The following is a 19,392-nucleotide window of genomic DNA, read 5'->3' as shown; positions in this document are numbered from 1 at the left end:
GCTATGATACCTCCTAAGATTAATAAAATTAGATATTGCAGCAGCGAATGTATGCGCTGGCATTGGCTCGTTGGATGTTTTTTACCTCATAGGCATCACCGACTACGTAAACATCCGGAAGCAATTTGATGAAGCTGTCAGCCAGTTCCTTATTCGGCTTCATACCCAGGGCATCCACAACGTAATCTGCCTCAAGGGTCTGATAGGACCAATCTTTGCCTTCTATTAACACGCCTTGATCATCGATTTTACGGACCAGATGATTGCCGATGAGCTTGATATTGTTTTCCTTTAACTTTGTTAAAACGATATTGGTGATCATCCCAATCACATTACTGGCAAACTGATCAACCGGCAAAATATCGACGATCGTGACATTGCAGCCTTCCATCGCAAGGGCCAAAGCAGATTCACAGCCGCTGATTCCGCCGCCGCAGACCACAACGTTGCCGGACACTTTTTTGCGTCCGGAATCAACATCCAATACATTGTAAACATTGGCGTTATCCAGACCAGGGATAGGCGGATGAGCCGGAGAGGCGCCAACAGCCACAATGATCGCATCGGGGTTTTCAGCCATGACGTTTTCCGGAGTTGCCGCCGTATTCAAGCGAATGTCTGCCCCGCACTTCATGGTCGTATTGACGAGCCAATCGGTGTATTTTTGCATATCTTCTTTATATGGGATTTTGTTAATATCATGGAGCAGTCCGCCGAGCATATCGCTCTTCTCAAACAATATCACTTCATGCCCCCTCTTGATCAGTGTTTGTGCTGACTGACAGCCGGCAACACCGCCGCCGACAACCACCACCTTTTTCTTCTCGTCGGCTTTCCATACTTTAGAATATTTTTGATTGCGTCCCAGGGCAGGATTAACCGCACACTCAATATGTCCGTAATCGTCACCCACACAGCACCAGCAACGCAGGCAGGTTCTAACTTCTTCCGGCTTGCCACGGTAACATTTGTTGAGCATATCGGGATCTGCCAGCAGGCTCCGGGCAATTGCACACATGTCTGCACTGCCTTCCGCAATAATTTGCTCCGCCATATCAGCCGAAATACTACCTACGACGCTGACCGGAATCGTTATGTCCGGGCATTGTTTAACGGCTCTTGCCAGATGGACGTTTAATCCTTTTTTTTGATAATACGAAGGCATCGTATAATGGTGGTAATGAGGATCGACAATGAGTCCGGATGAAACTGAAACGAGATCAATATACGTTTGGGCCAGCTTAAGAAATTCAATGACCTCATCAATCCGCATTCCACCTGGGATAATTTCATCGCCGCTGATCCGCATCTCGACAATGAAATCAGGACCGACAGCATCACGCACGGCTTTGAGCAGCATCAGAGGAAAACGGCAACGGTTTTCAAAGGAGCCGCCATAAATATCTGTCCGGTGATTGGTATATGGCGAGAGAAACTGTGCGATGAGATTGCCATGGGCGCCGTGGATAAGGACACCATCGAAAGTACATCTCTTCAGACGGGAAGCACAATCCACATAGCAGTCTATGATGTGCTCGATATCCTTTTGGTCCATTTCTTTAATGTAGGGATGCTTATCAGGCAAGGGCATGCTGGTTGGGGCCAGACCCCATTCGGTTTTAATGAGTTTGGAATCAACGCCACGTCCGGCATGGACCAGTTCAACGGAAAGTTTAGCGCCATGGTAATGGGCAGCCTCAGCCAAGAGTTTTAAACTGTTTATTTTTAAATCATTAGTAACATCCAGTTCACTCGGAAAATCTGCACCTGTGTCTAAATCAACCGGCGTTGCACCTAAGTGGATGAGTGCGACACCGCTGGCAGCCTGAGTTTCGACAAAATCAACATATTTGTCTGTAGCCTCGCCGCTTGAGTTTGTGAAATTACAAACCATGGGGGCGAACTCGATTCTGTTCTTCAATGTTGTTCGGCCAACCTTAATCGGGGTAAAAACATGCTGGAAATCGTTAAATGACATTACAGTTCTTCCTCCTCAAATATTTTATAAAATATTATAAGCAGCGCAATGGGCCATGCTCACTGCGTTTTTTAAGGTTCCCTGACTGACCGCACAGTCGCCGATGCAGACAACCTCACACGTGAGTTTGTCTTGGAGCTCTTCGCCGAGATCGGTGTCGGGGCGGAGACCAAGCGCCAAAACAATGGTATCACAAGGTATTTTGCGCTTTACGTTATTCTTGCCGCTGATGACAATGCCATCCTCTTCGACATTTTCCATTTTGCTTTCGAATATGAACTTAACATTCAATTCATCAAGCTTTGCCATGAGTGCAGTCATATTCATGACACTGCCGCCTTGACCTATCTGGTTAAAGGGAAGCATATCTATTGTATTCCCAATTTTGATCGCAGAAAAAAGATGTTTGTAATATTTCATTAAAAACTTCCTTGTTAAAAATGCTCGATTACGTTATTCAAAGCGAGTATAGCTAAAAAATGAAATAGTAGCAAACATCAATAAGTTATCGCCTTATAAATTTAAGTAAAGAAATCGATATGTAAAAAACTAGCGAAAATAAGTTATCATTGTTCGGTTCAAGCATCTTAGACAATAGAATAACCCCTTTATTTGTTTCAGCCATCAGAATTGCAGACTCCAATTCAGATGCCCGGAAAATTATATTGGGATAATACTTATAAAGTGATAACTTATTCATGTTTCCCTATTAAAAGCAATTATTGATAGAATCATAAATATGCAATGATTATTTAAATTAATAAATTTGGTTTGAAAGGAAATCAAATGATGCCCAGTATATTTTCAGCGAGTAATCCGATCTTATTCGGAGTAGGAACATCCAAAGAAGTAGGGAAAAGAGCAAAAGGCTTTGGTTGTACCAAAGTGTTGTTGGTATTTGGCAAAAACATAGAAGCTGCCGGGTTACCGGACAAAATTGAAAAATATCTTCGGGAAGAAGATATTGAAGTGGTTCGCTATAACGGCGTACAGGCAGATCCGCCGGATTGGTCGGCAGAAGAAGCTGCGCGGATCGGTTTAGAAAACAAAGTCGATGGCATAATCGGACTCGGTGGAGGAAGTTCGCTTGATACGGCGAAGGCAGCAACGTTACTTCAGACTAATCCATTTCCTCTTCGTCAATATTTTGGTCGTTTCGCCGCCAAAGCTAACCCTGGTATAACGCTTATTGTCATCCCGACGACAGCGGGTTCAGGAAGTGAATGCACACCGGGAGGCGTAATCACGGATACTGAAAATCAGGTTAAAACGAATGTCAATGGCGCCGGTTGTAAGGTTACGCTGGGGATTTGCGATCCGGAACTTACCTTAAGGCTGCCGAAACCTGTGACCGCAAGTACCGGGTTTGATGCCTTGTGTCATGCCATGGAGTCCTACACCTCCATAGGACATAATCCGTTTGCTGCTTTAGCTGCTGAAAAGGCGATCACGCTGGTGGGGAATAGCCTCATGAGAGCTTATACCAATGGATCTTATGATCTAAAGGCAAGGATTGACATGATGGAGGCGGCAACGCTAGGCGGAATTTCTATGATGGGCCCGTTGTGTCATTTAGGGCATGATATTGGTCGGGCCTTAGGAGCCAGTTACCGCCTACCGCATGGAATTGCCTGTGTCATATCGATGCCGCAAGTGCTTGCGTACATTGCATCGGCAGTTCCTGAAAAAGTCGCTTTCATTGGCCGTGCGCTTGGTGCCGATATTGCTGAGGGAGAAGATAGCGCAAGCATCGGGGTCAAGTCAAAAGAAGCATTAAGAGACATGATGAAGGCTATGAACATCCCCACGCTTCAGTCCTACGGCCTGAATAAACTGGAATTGTTTGAAAAAATACCGCCTAATGTTCTTGAAATGGGTTTGGCGCTTGCGCCAATGCCAACCACGACAGAATCAATTATTTCGATTCTTGATAAAGTATACGAAGAAAATGTTTGGTAATTCTTAGATGAATGCATTTTTAGTTGGAATTAAATAGGTCTGGTAAACGATTAATTTAGTGACAAAGGAGAAAGAATAATGGCAAACAGCAAAGGGTTTGAAAAATTACTAGAGCCGGGTACCATTGGGAAGCAAAAGACGAAGAACCGTATTATTAAATCAAGTGCGCAAATGGGTTACCCACAAATTAATGATACGTATGCACGTGCGGAGTGGAAAGCGTATTACGAACGCTTTGCCAGGGGCGGGGTGGGCTTGATCATGGTCGATCAGGTTGCTGTGGACTACCCAGCGTCTATTCGTTTACCGGAGGTCTACCGTCTCGATGACGATAAGTTCATTGACGGGCTGAAAGACTTGGCCGAAGCCATCCACCGGCATGATTGTCCTACCTTTCTCGGACTACATCATAACGGGCCATGGCAGACGGAAAATGGTATGGATGACCACTTTTCTTATCCGGGCGGTGCCGCAATTGGGGCTTCTGATTTCTATCTTCCGGGTCTACCCCTGGAATTTCATAATACGAAACCGCGTGCACTGAGCATTCCCGAGATTGAAGACATCATCGAGAAATTTGCCAAAGCAGCCGAAAGAGCTAAGCAGGCGGGGTTTGATGGTGTTGATATCAATGCCGCATGCAGCCACCTGTTCAATAACTTTCTATCCCCACTCTGGAACAATCGAGAGGACATCTATGGTGGGAGCGTAGAGAACAGGGCCAGACTGCTCACTCAGGTTATCCAAGAGACAAAAAGACTGTGTGGGAAAGACTTCCCTGTCAGCCTTCTCATCAACGGCATAGAGTTAGGCAGGCTTATCGAAATTGACGATAGCAAGTGTTTGACCCCGGAACTGGCCATTGCTACGGCGAAGGAGCTTGAAAAGGCCGGCGCTGACATGATACAGATCCGAAGCTCGTGGCTGGGTTATCACATCGCGGGCTTTCTTCCCGACTATTTTTTCTTCCCCGAACCGAAAGTACCGGTCGAAGAAATTCCCAAGGAGTACTACGCCCGTGAGAAAGGAGCAGGCGCTAATATCTTGCTGGCGCAAGGTGTGAAGAAGGAACTCTCTATCCCGGTCACCGTGGTGGGAAGAATCAACTTCGAGCTCGGAGAAAAGGTACTTGAAGACGGTATGGCCGATTTTATTGCCATGACCAGAAGCCTCCATGCTGACCCGGAACTTCCCAAAAAGCTGATGGAAGGACGACCTGAAGACATTGCCCCGTGCACTGCCTGTGGCAATTGCATGGCTGCATCAGGACTGTGCAGAATTAATGGCTTGGGCACAACGACACAACTTTCCATTGAAAGAGCGCCCCATAAGAAGAAGGTCATGGTAATCGGAGGCGGGCCTGCCGGATTGGAGGCAGCACGGGTATCGGCCGTGCGCGGCCATGAGGTTGTCCTCTTCGAGAAAGGTACTTGGCTCGGCGGGCTGATGCCTGTGGCATCGATCGTGAAAGGGACCCATCCGGAAGACCTGTTTAAACTGATCAATTATTGGAAATTACAGATGAAAAATTTTGGTGTGAAGGTTAACCTCAAGACAGAGGCCAATGCTTCTACCGTTGAAAAAGAGAAACCGGACATCGTTTTTGTTGCTACCGGTGCCGTACCACAAATGCCGAATATTCCGGGCAGCAATAATTCCAACGTTGTCAAAGGCGGCGATCTCCACAAACAAATAAAACTGGCGCTCCGTTTCTTCTCGTCCGGGACACTTGAAAAGCTCACGAAGATGTTCATGCCAATGGGCAAGAAGGTTGTTATCATTGGCGGCGGTATCCATGGATGCGAGCTCGCGGAATTTCTTATCAAGCGGGGGAGAAAAGTCACCATTGTTGAAAAAGGCCCGATGCTGGGATACGGAATGTCTATTCCTGGGATGGTGCATACGATTGACTGGTTAATGAAGAAGAATACCCCGATATTCACCAACGTGAAGGAATATGTGGAAATCACCCCAAAAGGGTTTACGATTATTGACGCTGAAGGCAATAAGGTAACGCTGAAGGCAGACACGATCGTTCCGGCTGATCCCTTACTCCCGAACACGAAGCTCCTGGAAAGCATTAAAGGGAAGGCGCCTGAAGTTTATGCGATCGGTGATTGCAGAAATCCGAGCGTTATCCATGATGCGGTAAAAGACGCTGTTCTGCAGGCAAAGGATAAGTAAGTTGTCATTGCTGTCCTCTATCTTGTCGGCAACAACAGAACAACGGCTGAGATGTATAGATTTTAAAAATCAAAATACGAGAGGAGTGATTATTTTGATTACACATCCCAAATATCCTCATGTATTTACACCGCTTAAAGTGGGTAACCTCATGCTTAAATGATGAAGTGTTAGAATTCTTGAAAATTGCCCAGAAATATATCGATCTCGTGCATATCTCATCCGGACTCATTGTTGATCCGAGGTATGGTGGAGCAGGTTCTAGTGGTCTGGAATGTGGGCTGGCACTAGCTTTGGAGGGTAAAGAAGTGACGGTCGTCGATATGATTCCCTTGGAAGAATTCGGAAAAGAAATGTTCCGTAACACACAGTTCATGACCATTGATTTGTTAAATAAGCATAAGGCAACTTTGATCGGCTCCCAGAAAGTTGAAAAAAAAATGCCCAACGGTGTTGATATCATCGATAGAAATTTGGTACGAACCATTATTGAAGCCGATTTAAGTAAAGAAAGCTATATGTAAAAATCTACATAAAAGATTTTATTAGAGATTCTCTGTTATTTTCTACGAACTCGATCAAAGACTTAACGACCGGATCCGTATTTCCCGTCAACCAAGCAATGTCAATATTTTCTCTGGCATAAAAACCTTTAATTTTAATAAAATTGAGTTCTCTGTGTTCCATCGATTTAAACATCTCAGGCAGTAACATAACCCCTTTATTTGTCTCAGCCATCAGAATGGCAGACTCCAGTTCGGATGCCCGGTAAATTATATTCGGCCTGAAACCAAACTGCTGCCAACAGGTTTCCATATATGCCATAAGACCGGGGGAGGCTTCAATATTCTGGGAAAAAAAGTTTTCTCCTCTTAATTCATCTGGCTCAACTTCCAGACGATTAGCAAGGACGTGCTCCTTGCCGACGGCCAAACGGACCCCACAAGTAAACAAGGGCGTAGAAGTAATTCGCGGTGTATTCGCAATGTGGGGTGAAGGAACTAAAAGGATATCCTGTTCGCCGTTCATAATCGAAGAGATGATATTTTCCAAATGGACGTAATTATAGATAATTAAAATCTGATCATCGTATTTTTTGTAATATTCTTTGACAATATGGGTCAGGATACGGCGTTCCAAGTGACCCCAGTATCCGATTTTGAGATGCTTTTTTGCCGAAATTTTGGAAAGCCTCGTATCGCGAACAGCATTGTCACACATTGTTAGAATTTCAATGGCATATCGTAAGAAAATTTCTCCTCCGGGAGTAAGCAATACATGATGCTTGTCCCGCGAGAAAAGAGCGATATCCAATTCACTTTCCAGATTGCTGATTTGCTTGCTGATTGCAGTCTGGGCAACATGGGATTCCTCTGCAGCCTTTGTAAAATTCTTATACTGCGCTGTTAATACAAAGTATTTTAACTGCTGTATGGTCATAAACCCCTCCGGATAGCTTTCTTAACTATTAATTATAGATGATTCTATTATACATAGCAACGATAGAGATGCTGCAAATTATTTATTAGGTGATAACTAATTGATGTTTCCCTATTGAAAGTGCTTACTGATAAAATTTCAATAGCAAGTATTATTAAGAATATTTCTGCAGCGAAGGTTACGCATATGAACATAAAATCTATATGATGAAAGGCTTCCGGCCCGCTTGGTAGATTTGTATTATGATGAGCGCGGCTGGGATAGAAAAACCGGCTGGCCAATCAGAGAGATCTGGGCTAAATATGGATTAGATGATATTGAAAATTATATGAAGAATATGGGTAAGCTGCCTCAAGCATGATGTTTGCTGCAGATACCCGAAAAATAAAAGGAGGAGTCAACGATGTTCCAATTCGTTACTGTAGCTAAAGTTAAAGAAGGGACGCTCGATTTCATCACGAAAGCTGCCAATGTATTGGCTGAAGAAACAAGAAAAGAAAAGGGAAATATCTACTACTACCTGTTACAGGCTTTAGAAGCACCCGATACCTTGATTTTTGTTGAGGCTTGGGAAGATGAAGCCGACTTTCAGGGCCATGCGAATGGCGCTCCGTGCAAAAAGTTCGGTGAAACAATGGATCCATCCTTGGCAGGACCTGTTCAAGCCTATCCCTGTCGAGTCATTGCTTAGCCGTTCAATATTTCATAAACAGAAATATAGTTGCATACAGCTAATGTTTCTAAAGTTTGGCATAGGAATAATTGAAAAATATAAGGATTATTTAGAAATTTCTTAAAACACAACAAATAAGCCAATTTTTTATAATTAGGTCAAAAAATTTACTGGTATAATCCATGCATACTTTGTAAATGACTGGGACTTACCATATATTCGAGAATATAAAAAAATACAGTTGGTGTATGTCCTGGAAATTGGAGAAAGGAGGATTATATAGGGATAAGAAACTCATCTTGTCAAACAAATATTATTGCATGAACAAACAAAGATGAAAAGGGGAGAACTAATGAAAAAAATGCCGAATCCGATTTTACTGAAGTTAGCGATTCTATTTCTTGCCCTCCAGGATGTTGGAGCGGGTGCAGCAACACCGGCCTTGGGGGCTATCGCAGCTGCGTTTCCGGGTGTCAGTCCTACCGTAATCCAAAATGTTTCGACCCTCCCTGCTTTAACGGTTGTAATTTTTGGGCTTTTATATGGCGTGTTGGTTAAAGTCATGAGGAAAAGATCTATTATGTGGTTGGCCTGCATACTGTTCCTCGTTGGTGGTCTAGCACCAGCTTGGCTGAATAACATTTATGCAATTCTATTTTTCCGTGCTTTGGTTGGTTGCGGTGTTGGTCTTCTTTATCCTATGGCAAACGACTTGGTTGTTGACTTCTTTGAAGGTAATGAAAGAAAAAAAATGATCGGATGGACTTTCGCAGTAGGTATGCTAGGTGGTATATTTTTCCAACAGATTGGCGGAGCACTTTCCGATATCAATTGGCATTATACATTCTATGCTTATTTTGCGGCAGTTCTTTTCTTTGCGCTTCCTATCATCTTCCTGCCTGAGCCGGTGAAAAAAGAAGAAGTGGTCAAGGGAACATCCCAAGAAAAAGCTAAAATGCCGGCAAGTCAATATGTTAACTGTATTATCAACATGATCTGGTGTTTCTTTTTTATCACGATCGTTACGAATGCTGCAATGATCATTGTTGGGGAAAATATTGGAACCGGTGCTCAAATCGGAACGGTCTTCTCAATGATGACAGCAGCTGCCTTCTTTGGGGGTTTCTTCTTCGGAGCGATTCATAAAGCACTCCATGGTTTATCTATGTTCTTTTGTTTTTGGGTTGTGGCAATAGGGCTGTATGTGTTTTATGCAGGCCATAGCTTAGGCATGTGTTTCTTAGCGATGGCTATCATCGGTCTGGGCATGGGCTTCACCGGCTCATTCTTCTTTAACAAATCTACCGATATCGTTCCGTTTGCGGCTTCCGCGATGTCACTTGCTTTAATGACGGCGTTTAACGGGCTTGGTCAATTCTTATCGCCGTTTATTATGAATCCACTTGTTGCTGCGTTGGGACTGCCTGCAGGCAGACCTTCTCTTCTTGTCGCTGCAATCGGTTTGGCAATCGTCGGAGTATTCGCTTATATCTTTGACAGAGTAACACCGAAGATTGCTGAGAGTGAAAAACCAAATGTAGCAGCACAGTCTCAGACAGGATCTCAGGTACAAGCTTAATATTGTGTTGATCATCAGATAGGTTAAGCAAACTATTTTAAACAAAAGTTGACACCACTTTTATGAGCTATCTTTGGGACTGGATACTATCATAGTGACAGCTCAACGATAGCTCATTTATTTGTTCAAAGAATATCTAATCAAAACAATATTTGGTTCCGATATTGGTATCCGCAATATTGTTAGCAGCTGGCGGAATAATCTTTATATTACTTAGATTAAATATAAAAGGCTCAAAATCATTATAGAATAAACTATAAAAAAGACGGATCAAATTAATTCTTATAAAGTGATAACTTTTTGATGTTTCCTTATTGAGACCAATTATTGATACAATAAACTAATTGTTTTTAAGAATTATAATGGCGGAGGGCTATGCATATGGGTATGAAAGTCTACATTCTGAATAATGGCTGGATGGAGGGCGACGAAAAAATAATCTCTGCGATGAACGCGAAGAACGATCCGGAATTGAAAGAGGATAAGCCCGTCTCCACAAAATGGGAAAGAATTCCGATTTATGCCGTACTTATTGATCATCCCCAGGGCAAAATCGTATACGATTTAGGATGTCATCCCGAATCGATGAAAGGATACTGGCCTGAACATTTAACAACGATTACGAGGTATTGTAGTGAACCACAACACAATTTTGGGCATCAGCTTGCTTTGGCTGGGACGAAGCCCAGTGAAATCAACACAATCGTTCTCTCACATTTTCATCCTGACCATACTGGGAGTCTTTACCTCTTTCCACATGCGGATGTCTATGCTCCGCGTAAGGACTTTGAATATGCACTGTCACAAGTCCACTTATCCGCAGATCCGGCAAAACATGGACCTTATGTCAAAGCAACCGTGGAAGTACCGATTAAACAGTATCATCTGGTAGATGAAGACATTGAACTTATTCCGGGAGTTGAACTGATCAATGTGCCTGGACACACCTCAGGACTATTGGGTATGGTTGTTCATTTGGAGAAAGAGGGAACATTGATCTTTCCTCAAGATGCCGTAAATGACCGTAAAAACTATGGACCACCTGCGCAAGCCAAAGGAATGCTCAGTGATCCGGAAGCATATATACAATCGATTGAAAAAGTACGTCAATTAGCCAATAAATATAATGCTAAAGTGATGTTCCCGCATGATTGGGAATTTTTCCAAACAATGAAAACTGCTCCAGACTATTATGCATAAACGAGTGTCCGGTTTGATTCAGGGTGAAAGGTATTTAATCTTGTCGAGTATATTTGCAGCAGCTAATCAGATATATTTCATTTATGTTTGAATCAACGTTGGAATAAATTTCATTGGACAAATATGCAGAAAAATTTAACTTTCTTTCTGCATATTTGTTCTACAGACAAGAATCTCCGATGCTTTATACTTGAAACAAAAACAGGAGGTTCACTGAAATGAATTTTCTATTGGACAGTGCAATTTTTAAAGGTGCCACATCCATCATAAACTTATTTGGCGTATTATTACCTTTTGAGTACACCGGACCAAAGAATGAATTTCTTGCTGCCAGAGAAGCAGTGCTTGAACACGACACCGGTTTATGATGTTTACGGTCCGGATGCGGCTAAACTCTTTAACAAGATTTGCGTCAATAGGGATTTTTCCGCTATGAAGGTCGGTTCATCCAAACATGCATTGATCTGTAACGAGAAAGGCATGATGCTGGCAGATGGTGTAGTGATTTTCAGATCGATGGATCGAAATCACTGGAAATCTTAGAAAAAGCCTGTCAGTACGACTTACACGATATCGAATTTGCCCACAATAAGAAAGTGACTATCTGCGGTACGGACATGGTGGTTCATCGTCTAGGCATGTCCGGCGCGCTCGCGTATGACGTTCATGGTGTATCAAAGGATGCGGAAGTTGCGTGCACTAAAATCAGAGAAGTCCTGGAAGAGGTGTTTTTTCCCTTTAACTTAGGCAAGATATCATCTTCGATTTAGGTCAAGCGCAAGGGTGTACTTTAACTATAAATAATATGATAACACAGGGCGGATATATATTAACTGCCTTGGCTTTTTTGTTATTTTTGGGGTATTTTAGAGAAATACGGGAAATAGGTGGAAATTATAGAATATTAAAAAAGACATATCAAAATTAAGATAGAAAAGGAGATATTCTTTAAAATAAGGAATTGTGAATTATTTCACTTACTTTAAAGAGGGGAAACATAAAACTTTGAGATCTCTTAAACAAAATGTAAATATCCTTTTAAGTTAGTAAATATTTTATGCGACTGACCTATAAACCAAGAAATAATTAATCTAATCGACTGAGTGTCTAATTGAAAATCCTAATAATCATTTTTATTTTATATTTATATGATTAACTGCATCTAAATAATTCTAAATATGAGGATCAAAATTACTTCTGGTTTAATCTAACGCAAATCCGTTACCAAACTATATACTGAAGTTTAAGCTTTGGAATTAAATCAGAATCTAGTTACAAATCGTATCAGAACTAAAATCGCCTCGAAATGATTAACTCAAATAAGCCTACAAAAATCCCAGGGTACAAATACCTTACCCTTATAATTTTAACGCCTTACAGGGCAAATATGGGGCTGCTTTTTTGAGGCATTTTGGAGAAAGCAACGCAGACTGGGAAAAGAACAAACATTGAGCCAATATTTACGAAAAAGCAACTGGAAAAGTAAACTAGGTAGGACAGAATAGGAAGAGATAGATATAATAAATACAAAAAACATGAGAAAGACATGAGAAAGATATGTGAGCGACAGGATATAGAAGATATTTATTCATCCAAGAAATAAAGGGAGCTAATAGACTTATAGAAATGGAAAGTCAAAGCTATTGCAGAAAGAAAATCTTAGACAAGCAATACAGCAAACTCATATGAACAATGCAATCTCGATAAAATTCTTATTGATCACAAATTCAAATGCATAACCCCATATTTGTATTGTGTTTATCTTTACATAATATTTATTACCAGACATTGTAAGAAATCTAACTATTCGCAAGATTAAGGAAAGGAGGAATCCTGCCGAATCTTGTTTTTTTATGTCTAAGTAAAGAGAAAACATTATGTCGAAATCGTGTCGAAGTGTGGCGGGGTTGAATGTCGAATGGTGAATGTAAATTAGTTATTTTATAGGAGGTTTGATTGGTGGAAAAGGTTAGCGCTTTAAGAGCAATAGAACGGGAAATCGAGCATTATAAGATGTCTGGTAATTCATCGTGGGATAGGGGTCATTTTATTGGTTTTTTGCATGCTTTCTATTTTTGTGGAGTGATAACTAGTGATGAGTATGATCAATTCAAGGATGAAAGCGGTATAAATAGCGGTATAAATAAATAATGGGGGTATATCGGATAATGGGTAGAGAATTAGAATTGGATTTAATTTACATGGGTCTGTCTGATGCCACGGGTAAGACTGGTAATAGGTATATCGTTGGTAAATTTTTTGATCTGGCAGAAAATGATAATATTGATTGTTTTATTGGTGACGATAAGTTGAGAGGTGAATTGGTACTTGTTAAGCCTATGTCACCAGTTACGGCATTTTTTAAGGTTAGAACATATCAAGGCAAGGTTGGTTTAGCTTTGTCTGGTGTTCAGGCAAGGTAGGGTCGTGTAATACCGCTTATCTAACAAGCGGTATTACTTGTACATTTCGTACAATGGTTGTGATTTGTAAATGAAAACTGAAAAAATATCACTAGATATGATTAGATTAAGATGCAAAAGAAGTTATGCTGAAATTGAAGAATTTTTTAATAAACATACAGAATATGATAATGTTTTCATTGAGTTTTACATCCAAAGTAAAGCGGCGGCATTTGGTTACAATTATAAGATTATGACAAACGATGGTTCCTTCTGGATGGGATGCGGCCATAATTCAGAGAAAAGGGGGTTAAACACTAATTTATACATTGAATATAATCCGAACAAGTTACAAAATAACGCATTCCTTCAGAAGGTGCTATCGGTGTTCTTTAGGTATCCTAAGACAGAGATAATATCATGCGATATTGCGAAAGATTTCTCTTTACCAATGATTAACTTTATTGGTGATATGAAGAGAAAAAGAGAGGTGAAAATATTTAACACTTCTAAGGGAAAAACGATCTATATAGGTAAGGGGGATGGTCGTGCTAAGTTATATGATAAAGCTAAGGAGCAGGGATTAAAGGGGGTTGATTGGACACGCTTTGAAGTATCTCTTAATATTGGCCGTGAATTATATAGAATGGATACATTTGGATATAAGGGCGATTTACCTAGTGTTTTTTATGCGGAACAAAGTCTGGCTTTAGATGCAGAAGAGAAGGCGGTTATATATGCATTAAGTGACAATGTTATAAATCTTAATGAGTTTTCAAGGCGAAAAAGGGATAAATACAAAGAGATTCTAAGCAATTTTAAAGAGATTTCCTTTAGTTCAAAGGAAATTTATCAAGTGTTAAATGATTATGTGAAAGGGGTTGTGTAGTGGAATTTATTATTAGTGGTATGGTCTTAATATTTTGTTGGTTTCTTTTTCAGTGGTTATTTAGGGTTGTGTTTATATTACTAATTGCTAAGGCCGCAGGTGGAGCGGTAAATGAGATTAAGAAAAAGGGGGAAAATACAAAAAATGACGAAGGAAAGGCAGTCGGTTAGTTGTCCAGAGTGCGGAAAAGAATTTAAACATCAGGGCGCATTGAATTTGCATTTATCTCGATCAATGTGCAAAAAGGAAACAGTTTGTCCGGAGTGCGGCGGCGGGTTGCGTATGTTAAGGCCGAATATTTTAAGAGAAAAACAAGCAATAAATAAAGGATTTACGGAGGTATGTGAGAAATGTCTGGAATTGATTTAGAAAAACAAATAGGCGCAGAAGTTAGGGAAGAATTGCCAGAGAATGAATTTATTGAGGATATTGAGCAGGAAGAATCAGAAAATAGGGGTATTTCGTTACCGTCAATAGACTTTAGTTGGTTACGGACTCCCACTGGTGACGGTACAATCGAAGAAAGATTAGAACATCCGTTAAACTATTCAAAGTCGCGCGGGGTAGCGCAGATTATCAGGGGTGCGGAGGGTTTCTTTGGTTCGTTGAATTTGGCTATAGTGGACATAGTCTTGGGTATACTTGAGGTAATGAAAGAAAAGCGGCAGGGAGGGCGCGCAGTTGCCTAAACGTAAGGCTATTGACTTTGGAAATTGTCATGCGTGCGTTGTCGGTGTGACAGGTTCAGGGAAAACATGGGGTACGGTCCGTAGTTTGGTAAAAGTCAAAGAACCTGTCATATTTTTTAATACAAAGCATGACGAAAGTATTCCTGCATCGTATGTTAAGATGAGTGCAGAAAATTCCTATATACAATTAAAGAGGGCGGTTATCAGGGGTAGAAAAATAAACTATATACCGTCAAGGGATGAAACACAACGAAGTCGGGAATTGAAAAATTTGATTCATTTTTTGTTTGATAATGGCGGTATAGTCGTGTATTTGGTGGTGGATGAGATCCACCTATACAGTAAAAGGGATATTTACTATAAACTGATGGAGGTCGCGACAACGGGTCGGTCATATGGAATTCACCTTATCGCAATGTCTCAGCGTCCCGCAAATATTGACAATAATTTAATGACGCAATGCGAGAAATTTGTGATATTCAAATGCTCATTAGAGAATCAGTATTTGAAGCGGTACGGGTTTCCAGTGGAGGACATGGAACAAGGATTTAAAAAGGGCGGTAAATACTCTTATCTTGAGTTTGATCTAACAGAATTATATGGGCCGTTTATCGTTTAATGTTCGGGAAAATTGCAAGCAGCTTCGTCTGATCGGCGCGGCTGCTTCAATTATTTTGGCAGAAAATAGGTGAAAATTTATTAAATATCTGAACATTAAGTAAAATATATGTATAAATGTTCAGATATTTACTTGACAGTTTCAAAGAAGGCAATGGTACAATATAGGAAAATTTTAGTTTATTTTTTAATAGGGGGGTAAATGATGAAATTAACAGAATTCGAAAATCCGTTTAGCGGAAAAAAGGCCAAGATTACGGACATTGGACAGCTTTGGAGTATGATTCTAGGTGTTTTCGTGATGTTCTTTGTTTTTGCTATGGGGCAAAAGGTTGCCAGTACTGTATCTGGTAAAGTGCCTATGGTTGATACGTCCATTGAACCAGTTATTAACAGACCGACAGCGACAGAAAATGTCGTATATCTTTAAGAAAGAGAGGACAATACATTGGGTAACGTAATTATTAAAGAAAAATATGGTTCCACGTTGATTACTACAGATTTGATCGACTCTGCAAGTCCGGCGGTCATTGCAAGTGTTCCGGTGAAGTTGGGCGAGTACCAAGTTCAGGCGGGTGAAATGATCGCCATTGGGCAGGGTTCCTATGGTTCGCAGGAGTCTGCTGTTGGTCGAATCTATATGAAAATTTATGATGATACTGCAACGGCAGTCGCTGAACCTGGACTGGTTCGTTTATCTGTATGGAGTCCGCAGAACAGGCCGTTAATGGTACTTGGTGAGTGGAGAACGGAAGCACTTGAAAGTGGCGCGACTGATCGCTCCTTGAGAATTCCCTTGCCTGAATCCAATGTACGGATTACAGAGGATAAAAAATTGGTGTTAGAATTTATTTCTGACGCTGATGATGCTTTAGACCGTGCGGATTGCGCTATTGCGCTTGATGTGACACGTTATACAGTTCAATAAAATATATTTGCCGGATAGGGGGAAGGGTGGCGGCTCTTTCCTCTATTTGTTTAGAGGGGGTTTTATATTGCATTTAGATATTGAAAAGCCAAGAGTGGAAACAATGGTGTTTCGTGCATCACTGGCCGCAGGCGCAAAACAAACGTATAAGGAAAGAATAAAAAGTGACGGTACTGTTGAAAAGGTTAGGATTAAAATTTACCCAGGCTCAGAGGGTACTTTGAAGATTCGGCCTTGTGTATTCCAGAAGGGGCGCAGGTCGTTAGTGGATCTTTTGACATATCCAGACGGAGGGAATCAGTATATGTCTGGTGATGATGATTATTTTGAGTTTCCCGTTGTAATGTCCGTCCAGAATGATGATGAAATTTATATTATTTGTGAAAATGCGGGGTCGTATCCGTATACGGTGTCTGTCGACGTGGTTATTGACTATTTCGGCGGTAAAGATCGCATTATTGGGGGTGTTCTGTAATGGCGGGTCGTGCAGAGTTTTCTAGTAATGTTATCGTTTCAGGTGGTGCGGTTGTTGGTCTTAATTCAGAATATGGCCGTTTGACGGTTGGTACTACGGCTGTAGCGGTTAAGGCCGGCGCGGAGGCGGTTAGCGCAAGGACAGGCACAGTATTGGCGGCTCATCCTGATAATACGGGATATATCTATTTGGGGTTAGATGATACTGTTTCCGCAACAAATTATATGATGGTATTGCCTGCTGGTCAGATAGTGACTATTGATATTGATAATGAGGTTGATGTTCCTATTTATGCAATAGCGTCTGTCGCTGATCAGTATATGGGGGTTTGTGAGGTGAAACGGTAAATGGCGGTTAAAGTATTTAGCGCATTACCTTTACCGAGTCGGTATAAAAAATGGGCAAGCGGTACAGTTGTGTCTAGTGGTTCACAGGGTACATTTACTTATTTATCTGGGGCAACAACGGGAAAATATTATTTATCGGTTAGCGGTTTAGGTTTTAGGCCAACGTTTATTTATGTATTTTATTCAAATGGGACAACGGAGACATATATTTCTGTATATTCAGAGATAGGCGGCGATTTATATAGCAAGCCTGTCAAGGTGGTCAATGCATTTAATACTAGTACGGGGTCGTGGTCAACTTTTCATTTTAAGGGTGATATTAATCCTTGTTCTATCCAGAAGGGTAGTTTTACTATTCCAGTACAAACAGGGTCGAGTAGTTATAAATGGTTAGCTGTTGACTAAGTAGGGGGTGCGTTTTTGAATATTGGCAGAAAGATTTATTATGATACATCTGGAAGTATTCTCTGGGATAAGGGAGAAATGAGTGGCGATGTTAGGGAAACATCATACAATGAAGATTTAGCCGTATTGCCTGCAATTGTTGATGCGGCAGGCTTTATTCAGTTGGGATATGGGGAAAGAACAGAAGAATTTAAAACAATGGGCAGTATGAGGGTTATTGATGGTAATTTGGTGATATATCCGCGAATAAATATTAGCGCAAGTAAGCTAGAAGTGGTTGCGGATGGTGTTGATTATGCGCTTATTACTGTTTCAGGGGTTGAGGTTGGGGGAGTCGTTTTCTCTATTGATGGGGTCAGCTTGGTGCAGGCCGTTAGCGCGGTTGATGAGGTGGCAACGTTAGAATTTGCGACAAACGCAATAGGCAGTTTCGTTATTGTGGCAAGTACGGAGAGAAATGGCGCGGCTATGGTTGCAGTAAAGGGGGTCTAGGTCGTGAAATATAATTTTAATGGTAAGCGTCTACTGGTTGATTATGAGGAATCTAGTCACGCTGATATGGCGGCAAGTATGAAAAAAAAGCATAAGGGAAAAGATTTATCAAAATTGACGAATACGCAGAAATTAGAGATTTTTAATGCATATGTCGCGGCGGGGTTAATAAATTTTGGGGGGTGAAGTCATGGATATTTTGGGCGGTGCGGGTACTGCTGAAAATCCTTTTGTTGTACCGGAGGTGTATGGTGTATTTGATATAATAACGAATATCCAAACAGGCGCAACGATGAACAGAGACAAAAACACAGGTCAATACTATATCGCGCAGAGAACTATTGCTGATCCTGTTTATCCAATTGCAACGGCGGTTAAGCAGGCACAGTCAGAAGGGGCGCAGACGGTTTCGTGGTTTGTTGATAATGCAGGACAGGCGGTTACTGCAAAGGTGTCTGATGTGGCGGCGGCTCTGGCGGCGGTAACGAATCCGACAAATAATAATAGTCAACTTCCTGTCTCTGAACCATTGCAACAAAATTCAACGAATTCGCTTTTAGCGAGTGCATTATCGCCATTATCAGCAGGAAATTCTAACCAGAATATAGAACAATATATTGTTTTAGGTGGTTTATTATTGATACTAAGCAGTATATTTTCAATATTCAGGAGGGATTAAGATGTTAAGTTATTCTGATTTTTTAGGTCAATTCGGGGCGGGTTTGACAGGTGCTGTTAATACTTCGGCTCAAATAGTCGCAGATACAACAAGGGGCGGCGGTGGACGTTCTGGCGCGGTTGTTCCTGCTACGGAGATTGGGCGGTCTGGTGTTCCGGTGAGTGATGGCGGCTTTTTATCAAGCCTTGGTGGCGGTGATGCTATATTTTTAATTGGTGCGGCGTTTTTGTTACTGGTAGTTTTATTAAAAAAATAGGGGGAGTGGGAAAATGATTGATACTTTAATTTCAACGCTTGTAGGTTTAATAAATGCATTTACTTCGGTTGTGTCTGGCGGGGTGAATTTGGCTAACTATTACTCTAATAATTGGGGTAAATTGATTGTATACGGCGGTTTGATCTTTGTTGCATCAAAGATTTTTAAGGTCAAATTGGCTGTGCAGAAAGGGCGGTAA

General features: G+C 41.3%; 27 protein-coding genes and 1 pseudogene. 25 read left to right on the top strand and 3 right to left on the bottom strand.

Features of this window, described 5'->3' with window-relative positions; translation table 11 throughout:
* Positions 1 to 28 precede the first annotated feature (28 nt).
* Positions 29 to 1,978: an oxidoreductase gene (locus LPY66_RS11510; protein ID WP_337984480.1), complete on the bottom strand. Its 1,950-nt coding sequence runs from the start codon at positions 1,976 to 1,978 to the stop codon at positions 29 to 31.
* A gap of 24 nt (positions 1,979 to 2,002) precedes the next feature.
* Complete coding sequence (locus tag LPY66_RS11505) at positions 2,003 to 2,398, bottom strand: FAD-dependent oxidoreductase (protein ID WP_337984479.1); 396 nt, start codon at positions 2,396 to 2,398, stop codon at positions 2,003 to 2,005.
* 351 nt (positions 2,399 to 2,749) lie between these two features.
* Here LPY66_RS11505 and LPY66_RS11500 point away from each other — a divergent pair, with 351 nt between their 5' ends.
* The 3 genes from LPY66_RS11500 (at position 2,750) to LPY66_RS11490 (ending at position 6,645) form a co-directional block, all read left to right on the top strand.
* Positions 2,750 to 3,937 (top strand): iron-containing alcohol dehydrogenase, encoded by a 1,188-nt coding sequence (locus tag LPY66_RS11500; protein WP_337984478.1) that lies wholly within the window; start codon positions 2,750 to 2,752, stop codon positions 3,935 to 3,937.
* 78 nt (positions 3,938 to 4,015) lie between these two features.
* Positions 4,016 to 6,121: an FAD-dependent oxidoreductase gene (locus LPY66_RS11495; RefSeq protein WP_337984477.1), complete on the top strand. Its 2,106-nt coding sequence runs from the start codon at positions 4,016 to 4,018 to the stop codon at positions 6,119 to 6,121.
* A 167-nt stretch (positions 6,122 to 6,288) separates the two neighbouring features.
* Positions 6,289 to 6,645: a hypothetical protein gene (locus LPY66_RS11490; protein ID WP_337984476.1), complete on the top strand. Its 357-nt coding sequence runs from the start codon at positions 6,289 to 6,291 to the stop codon at positions 6,643 to 6,645.
* 4 nt (positions 6,646 to 6,649) lie between these two features.
* On the opposite strand, the gene LPY66_RS11485 is transcribed toward LPY66_RS11490, so the two are convergent.
* Positions 6,650 to 7,561 carry a LysR family transcriptional regulator gene (locus tag LPY66_RS11485; RefSeq protein WP_337984475.1) on the bottom strand — a complete coding sequence of 304 codons (912 nt, stop codon included), beginning with the start codon at positions 7,559 to 7,561 and terminating at the stop codon, positions 6,650 to 6,652.
* A gap of 226 nt (positions 7,562 to 7,787) precedes the next feature.
* On the opposite strand from LPY66_RS11485, the gene LPY66_RS11480 reads away from it, so the two are divergent.
* The 22 genes and pseudogenes from LPY66_RS11480 (at position 7,788) to LPY66_RS11375 (ending at position 19,392) form a co-directional block, all read left to right on the top strand.
* Positions 7,788 to 7,922 carry a hypothetical protein gene (locus tag LPY66_RS11480; RefSeq protein ID WP_337984474.1) on the top strand — a complete coding sequence of 45 codons (135 nt, stop codon included), beginning with the start codon at positions 7,788 to 7,790 and terminating at the stop codon, positions 7,920 to 7,922.
* Between the two features lie 42 nt (positions 7,923 to 7,964).
* Positions 7,965 to 8,252, top strand: a complete 288-nt coding sequence (locus LPY66_RS11475) for a putative quinol monooxygenase (protein ID WP_337984473.1) — start codon at positions 7,965 to 7,967, stop codon at positions 8,250 to 8,252.
* A 334-nt stretch (positions 8,253 to 8,586) separates the two neighbouring features.
* Positions 8,587 to 9,813 carry an MFS transporter gene (locus tag LPY66_RS11470; protein WP_337984472.1) on the top strand — a complete coding sequence of 409 codons (1,227 nt, stop codon included), beginning with the start codon at positions 8,587 to 8,589 and terminating at the stop codon, positions 9,811 to 9,813.
* A gap of 387 nt (positions 9,814 to 10,200) precedes the next feature.
* Positions 10,201 to 11,013, top strand: coding sequence for an N-acyl homoserine lactonase family protein (locus LPY66_RS11465; protein ID WP_337984471.1), 813 nt, complete (start codon positions 10,201 to 10,203; stop codon positions 11,011 to 11,013).
* A 218-nt stretch (positions 11,014 to 11,231) separates the two neighbouring features.
* Positions 11,232 to 11,381 (top strand): hypothetical protein, encoded by a 150-nt coding sequence (locus LPY66_RS11460; RefSeq protein ID WP_337984470.1) that lies wholly within the window; start codon positions 11,232 to 11,234, stop codon positions 11,379 to 11,381.
* A pseudogene (locus LPY66_RS11455) lies at positions 11,329 to 11,783 on the top strand (hypothetical protein). The gene LPY66_RS11460 and the pseudogene LPY66_RS11455 overlap by 53 nt, the downstream one beginning before the upstream one ends.
* 1,189 nt (positions 11,784 to 12,972) lie before the next feature.
* Entirely contained in the window at positions 12,973 to 13,164 is a 192-nt protein-coding gene (locus LPY66_RS11450) for a hypothetical protein (protein WP_337984469.1), read from the top strand.
* Positions 13,165 to 13,181: 17 nt separating this feature from the next.
* A complete protein-coding gene (locus LPY66_RS11445; RefSeq protein WP_337984468.1) occupies positions 13,182 to 13,436 on the top strand; it encodes a hypothetical protein in 255 nt (84 codons plus the stop codon).
* 70 nt (positions 13,437 to 13,506) lie between these two features.
* On the top strand, positions 13,507 to 14,304 hold the full coding sequence (locus tag LPY66_RS11440) for a replication initiation factor domain-containing protein (RefSeq protein ID WP_337984467.1): 798 nt from the start codon (positions 13,507 to 13,509) through the stop codon (positions 14,302 to 14,304).
* Positions 14,305 to 14,415: 111 nt separating this feature from the next.
* Positions 14,416 to 14,673 carry a hypothetical protein gene (locus tag LPY66_RS11435; RefSeq protein ID WP_337984466.1) on the top strand — a complete coding sequence of 86 codons (258 nt, stop codon included), beginning with the start codon at positions 14,416 to 14,418 and terminating at the stop codon, positions 14,671 to 14,673.
* A complete protein-coding gene (locus LPY66_RS11430) occupies positions 14,655 to 14,993 on the top strand; it encodes a hypothetical protein (RefSeq protein WP_337984465.1) in 339 nt (112 codons plus the stop codon). Before LPY66_RS11435 ends, LPY66_RS11430 begins: the two co-directional genes overlap by 19 nt.
* A complete protein-coding gene (locus LPY66_RS11425) occupies positions 14,986 to 15,612 on the top strand; it encodes a hypothetical protein (RefSeq protein WP_337984464.1) in 627 nt (208 codons plus the stop codon). Before LPY66_RS11430 ends, LPY66_RS11425 begins: the two co-directional genes overlap by 8 nt.
* 201 nt (positions 15,613 to 15,813) lie before the next feature.
* Positions 15,814 to 16,041, top strand: coding sequence for a hypothetical protein (locus LPY66_RS11420; protein ID WP_337984463.1), 228 nt, complete (start codon positions 15,814 to 15,816; stop codon positions 16,039 to 16,041).
* An 18-nt stretch (positions 16,042 to 16,059) separates the two neighbouring features.
* The gene (locus LPY66_RS11415; RefSeq protein WP_337984462.1) at positions 16,060 to 16,539 is read left to right on the top strand and encodes a hypothetical protein; all 480 of its coding nucleotides are present in this window, start codon (positions 16,060 to 16,062) and stop codon (positions 16,537 to 16,539) included.
* A gap of 67 nt (positions 16,540 to 16,606) precedes the next feature.
* On the top strand, positions 16,607 to 17,014 hold the full coding sequence (locus tag LPY66_RS11410; protein ID WP_337984461.1) for a hypothetical protein: 408 nt from the start codon (positions 16,607 to 16,609) through the stop codon (positions 17,012 to 17,014).
* Positions 17,014 to 17,361: a hypothetical protein gene (locus LPY66_RS11405; protein ID WP_337984460.1), complete on the top strand. Its 348-nt coding sequence runs from the start codon at positions 17,014 to 17,016 to the stop codon at positions 17,359 to 17,361. The genes LPY66_RS11410 and LPY66_RS11405 overlap by 1 nt, the downstream gene beginning before the upstream one ends.
* A complete protein-coding gene (locus tag LPY66_RS11400; protein WP_337984459.1) occupies positions 17,362 to 17,766 on the top strand; it encodes a hypothetical protein in 405 nt (134 codons plus the stop codon).
* A gap of 15 nt (positions 17,767 to 17,781) precedes the next feature.
* The gene (locus LPY66_RS11395) at positions 17,782 to 18,258 is read left to right on the top strand and encodes a hypothetical protein (RefSeq protein ID WP_337984458.1); all 477 of its coding nucleotides are present in this window, start codon (positions 17,782 to 17,784) and stop codon (positions 18,256 to 18,258) included.
* A gap of 3 nt (positions 18,259 to 18,261) precedes the next feature.
* Positions 18,262 to 18,444, top strand: coding sequence for a hypothetical protein (locus LPY66_RS11390; RefSeq protein ID WP_337984457.1), 183 nt, complete (start codon positions 18,262 to 18,264; stop codon positions 18,442 to 18,444).
* Positions 18,445 to 18,448: 4 nt separating this feature from the next.
* Positions 18,449 to 18,937 carry a hypothetical protein gene (locus LPY66_RS11385; protein ID WP_337984456.1) on the top strand — a complete coding sequence of 163 codons (489 nt, stop codon included), beginning with the start codon at positions 18,449 to 18,451 and terminating at the stop codon, positions 18,935 to 18,937.
* Position 18,938: 1 nt separating this feature from the next.
* On the top strand, positions 18,939 to 19,193 hold the full coding sequence (locus tag LPY66_RS11380) for a hypothetical protein (RefSeq protein WP_337984455.1): 255 nt from the start codon (positions 18,939 to 18,941) through the stop codon (positions 19,191 to 19,193).
* A gap of 13 nt (positions 19,194 to 19,206) precedes the next feature.
* Entirely contained in the window at positions 19,207 to 19,392 is a 186-nt protein-coding gene (locus tag LPY66_RS11375; protein ID WP_337984454.1) for a hypothetical protein, read from the top strand.

The organism is Dehalobacter sp. DCM (genome assembly GCF_024972775.1).
Lineage (GTDB): Bacteria > Bacillota > Desulfitobacteriia > Desulfitobacteriales > Syntrophobotulaceae > Dehalobacter.
This window is presented reverse-complemented; position numbering and strand designations above follow the sequence as displayed.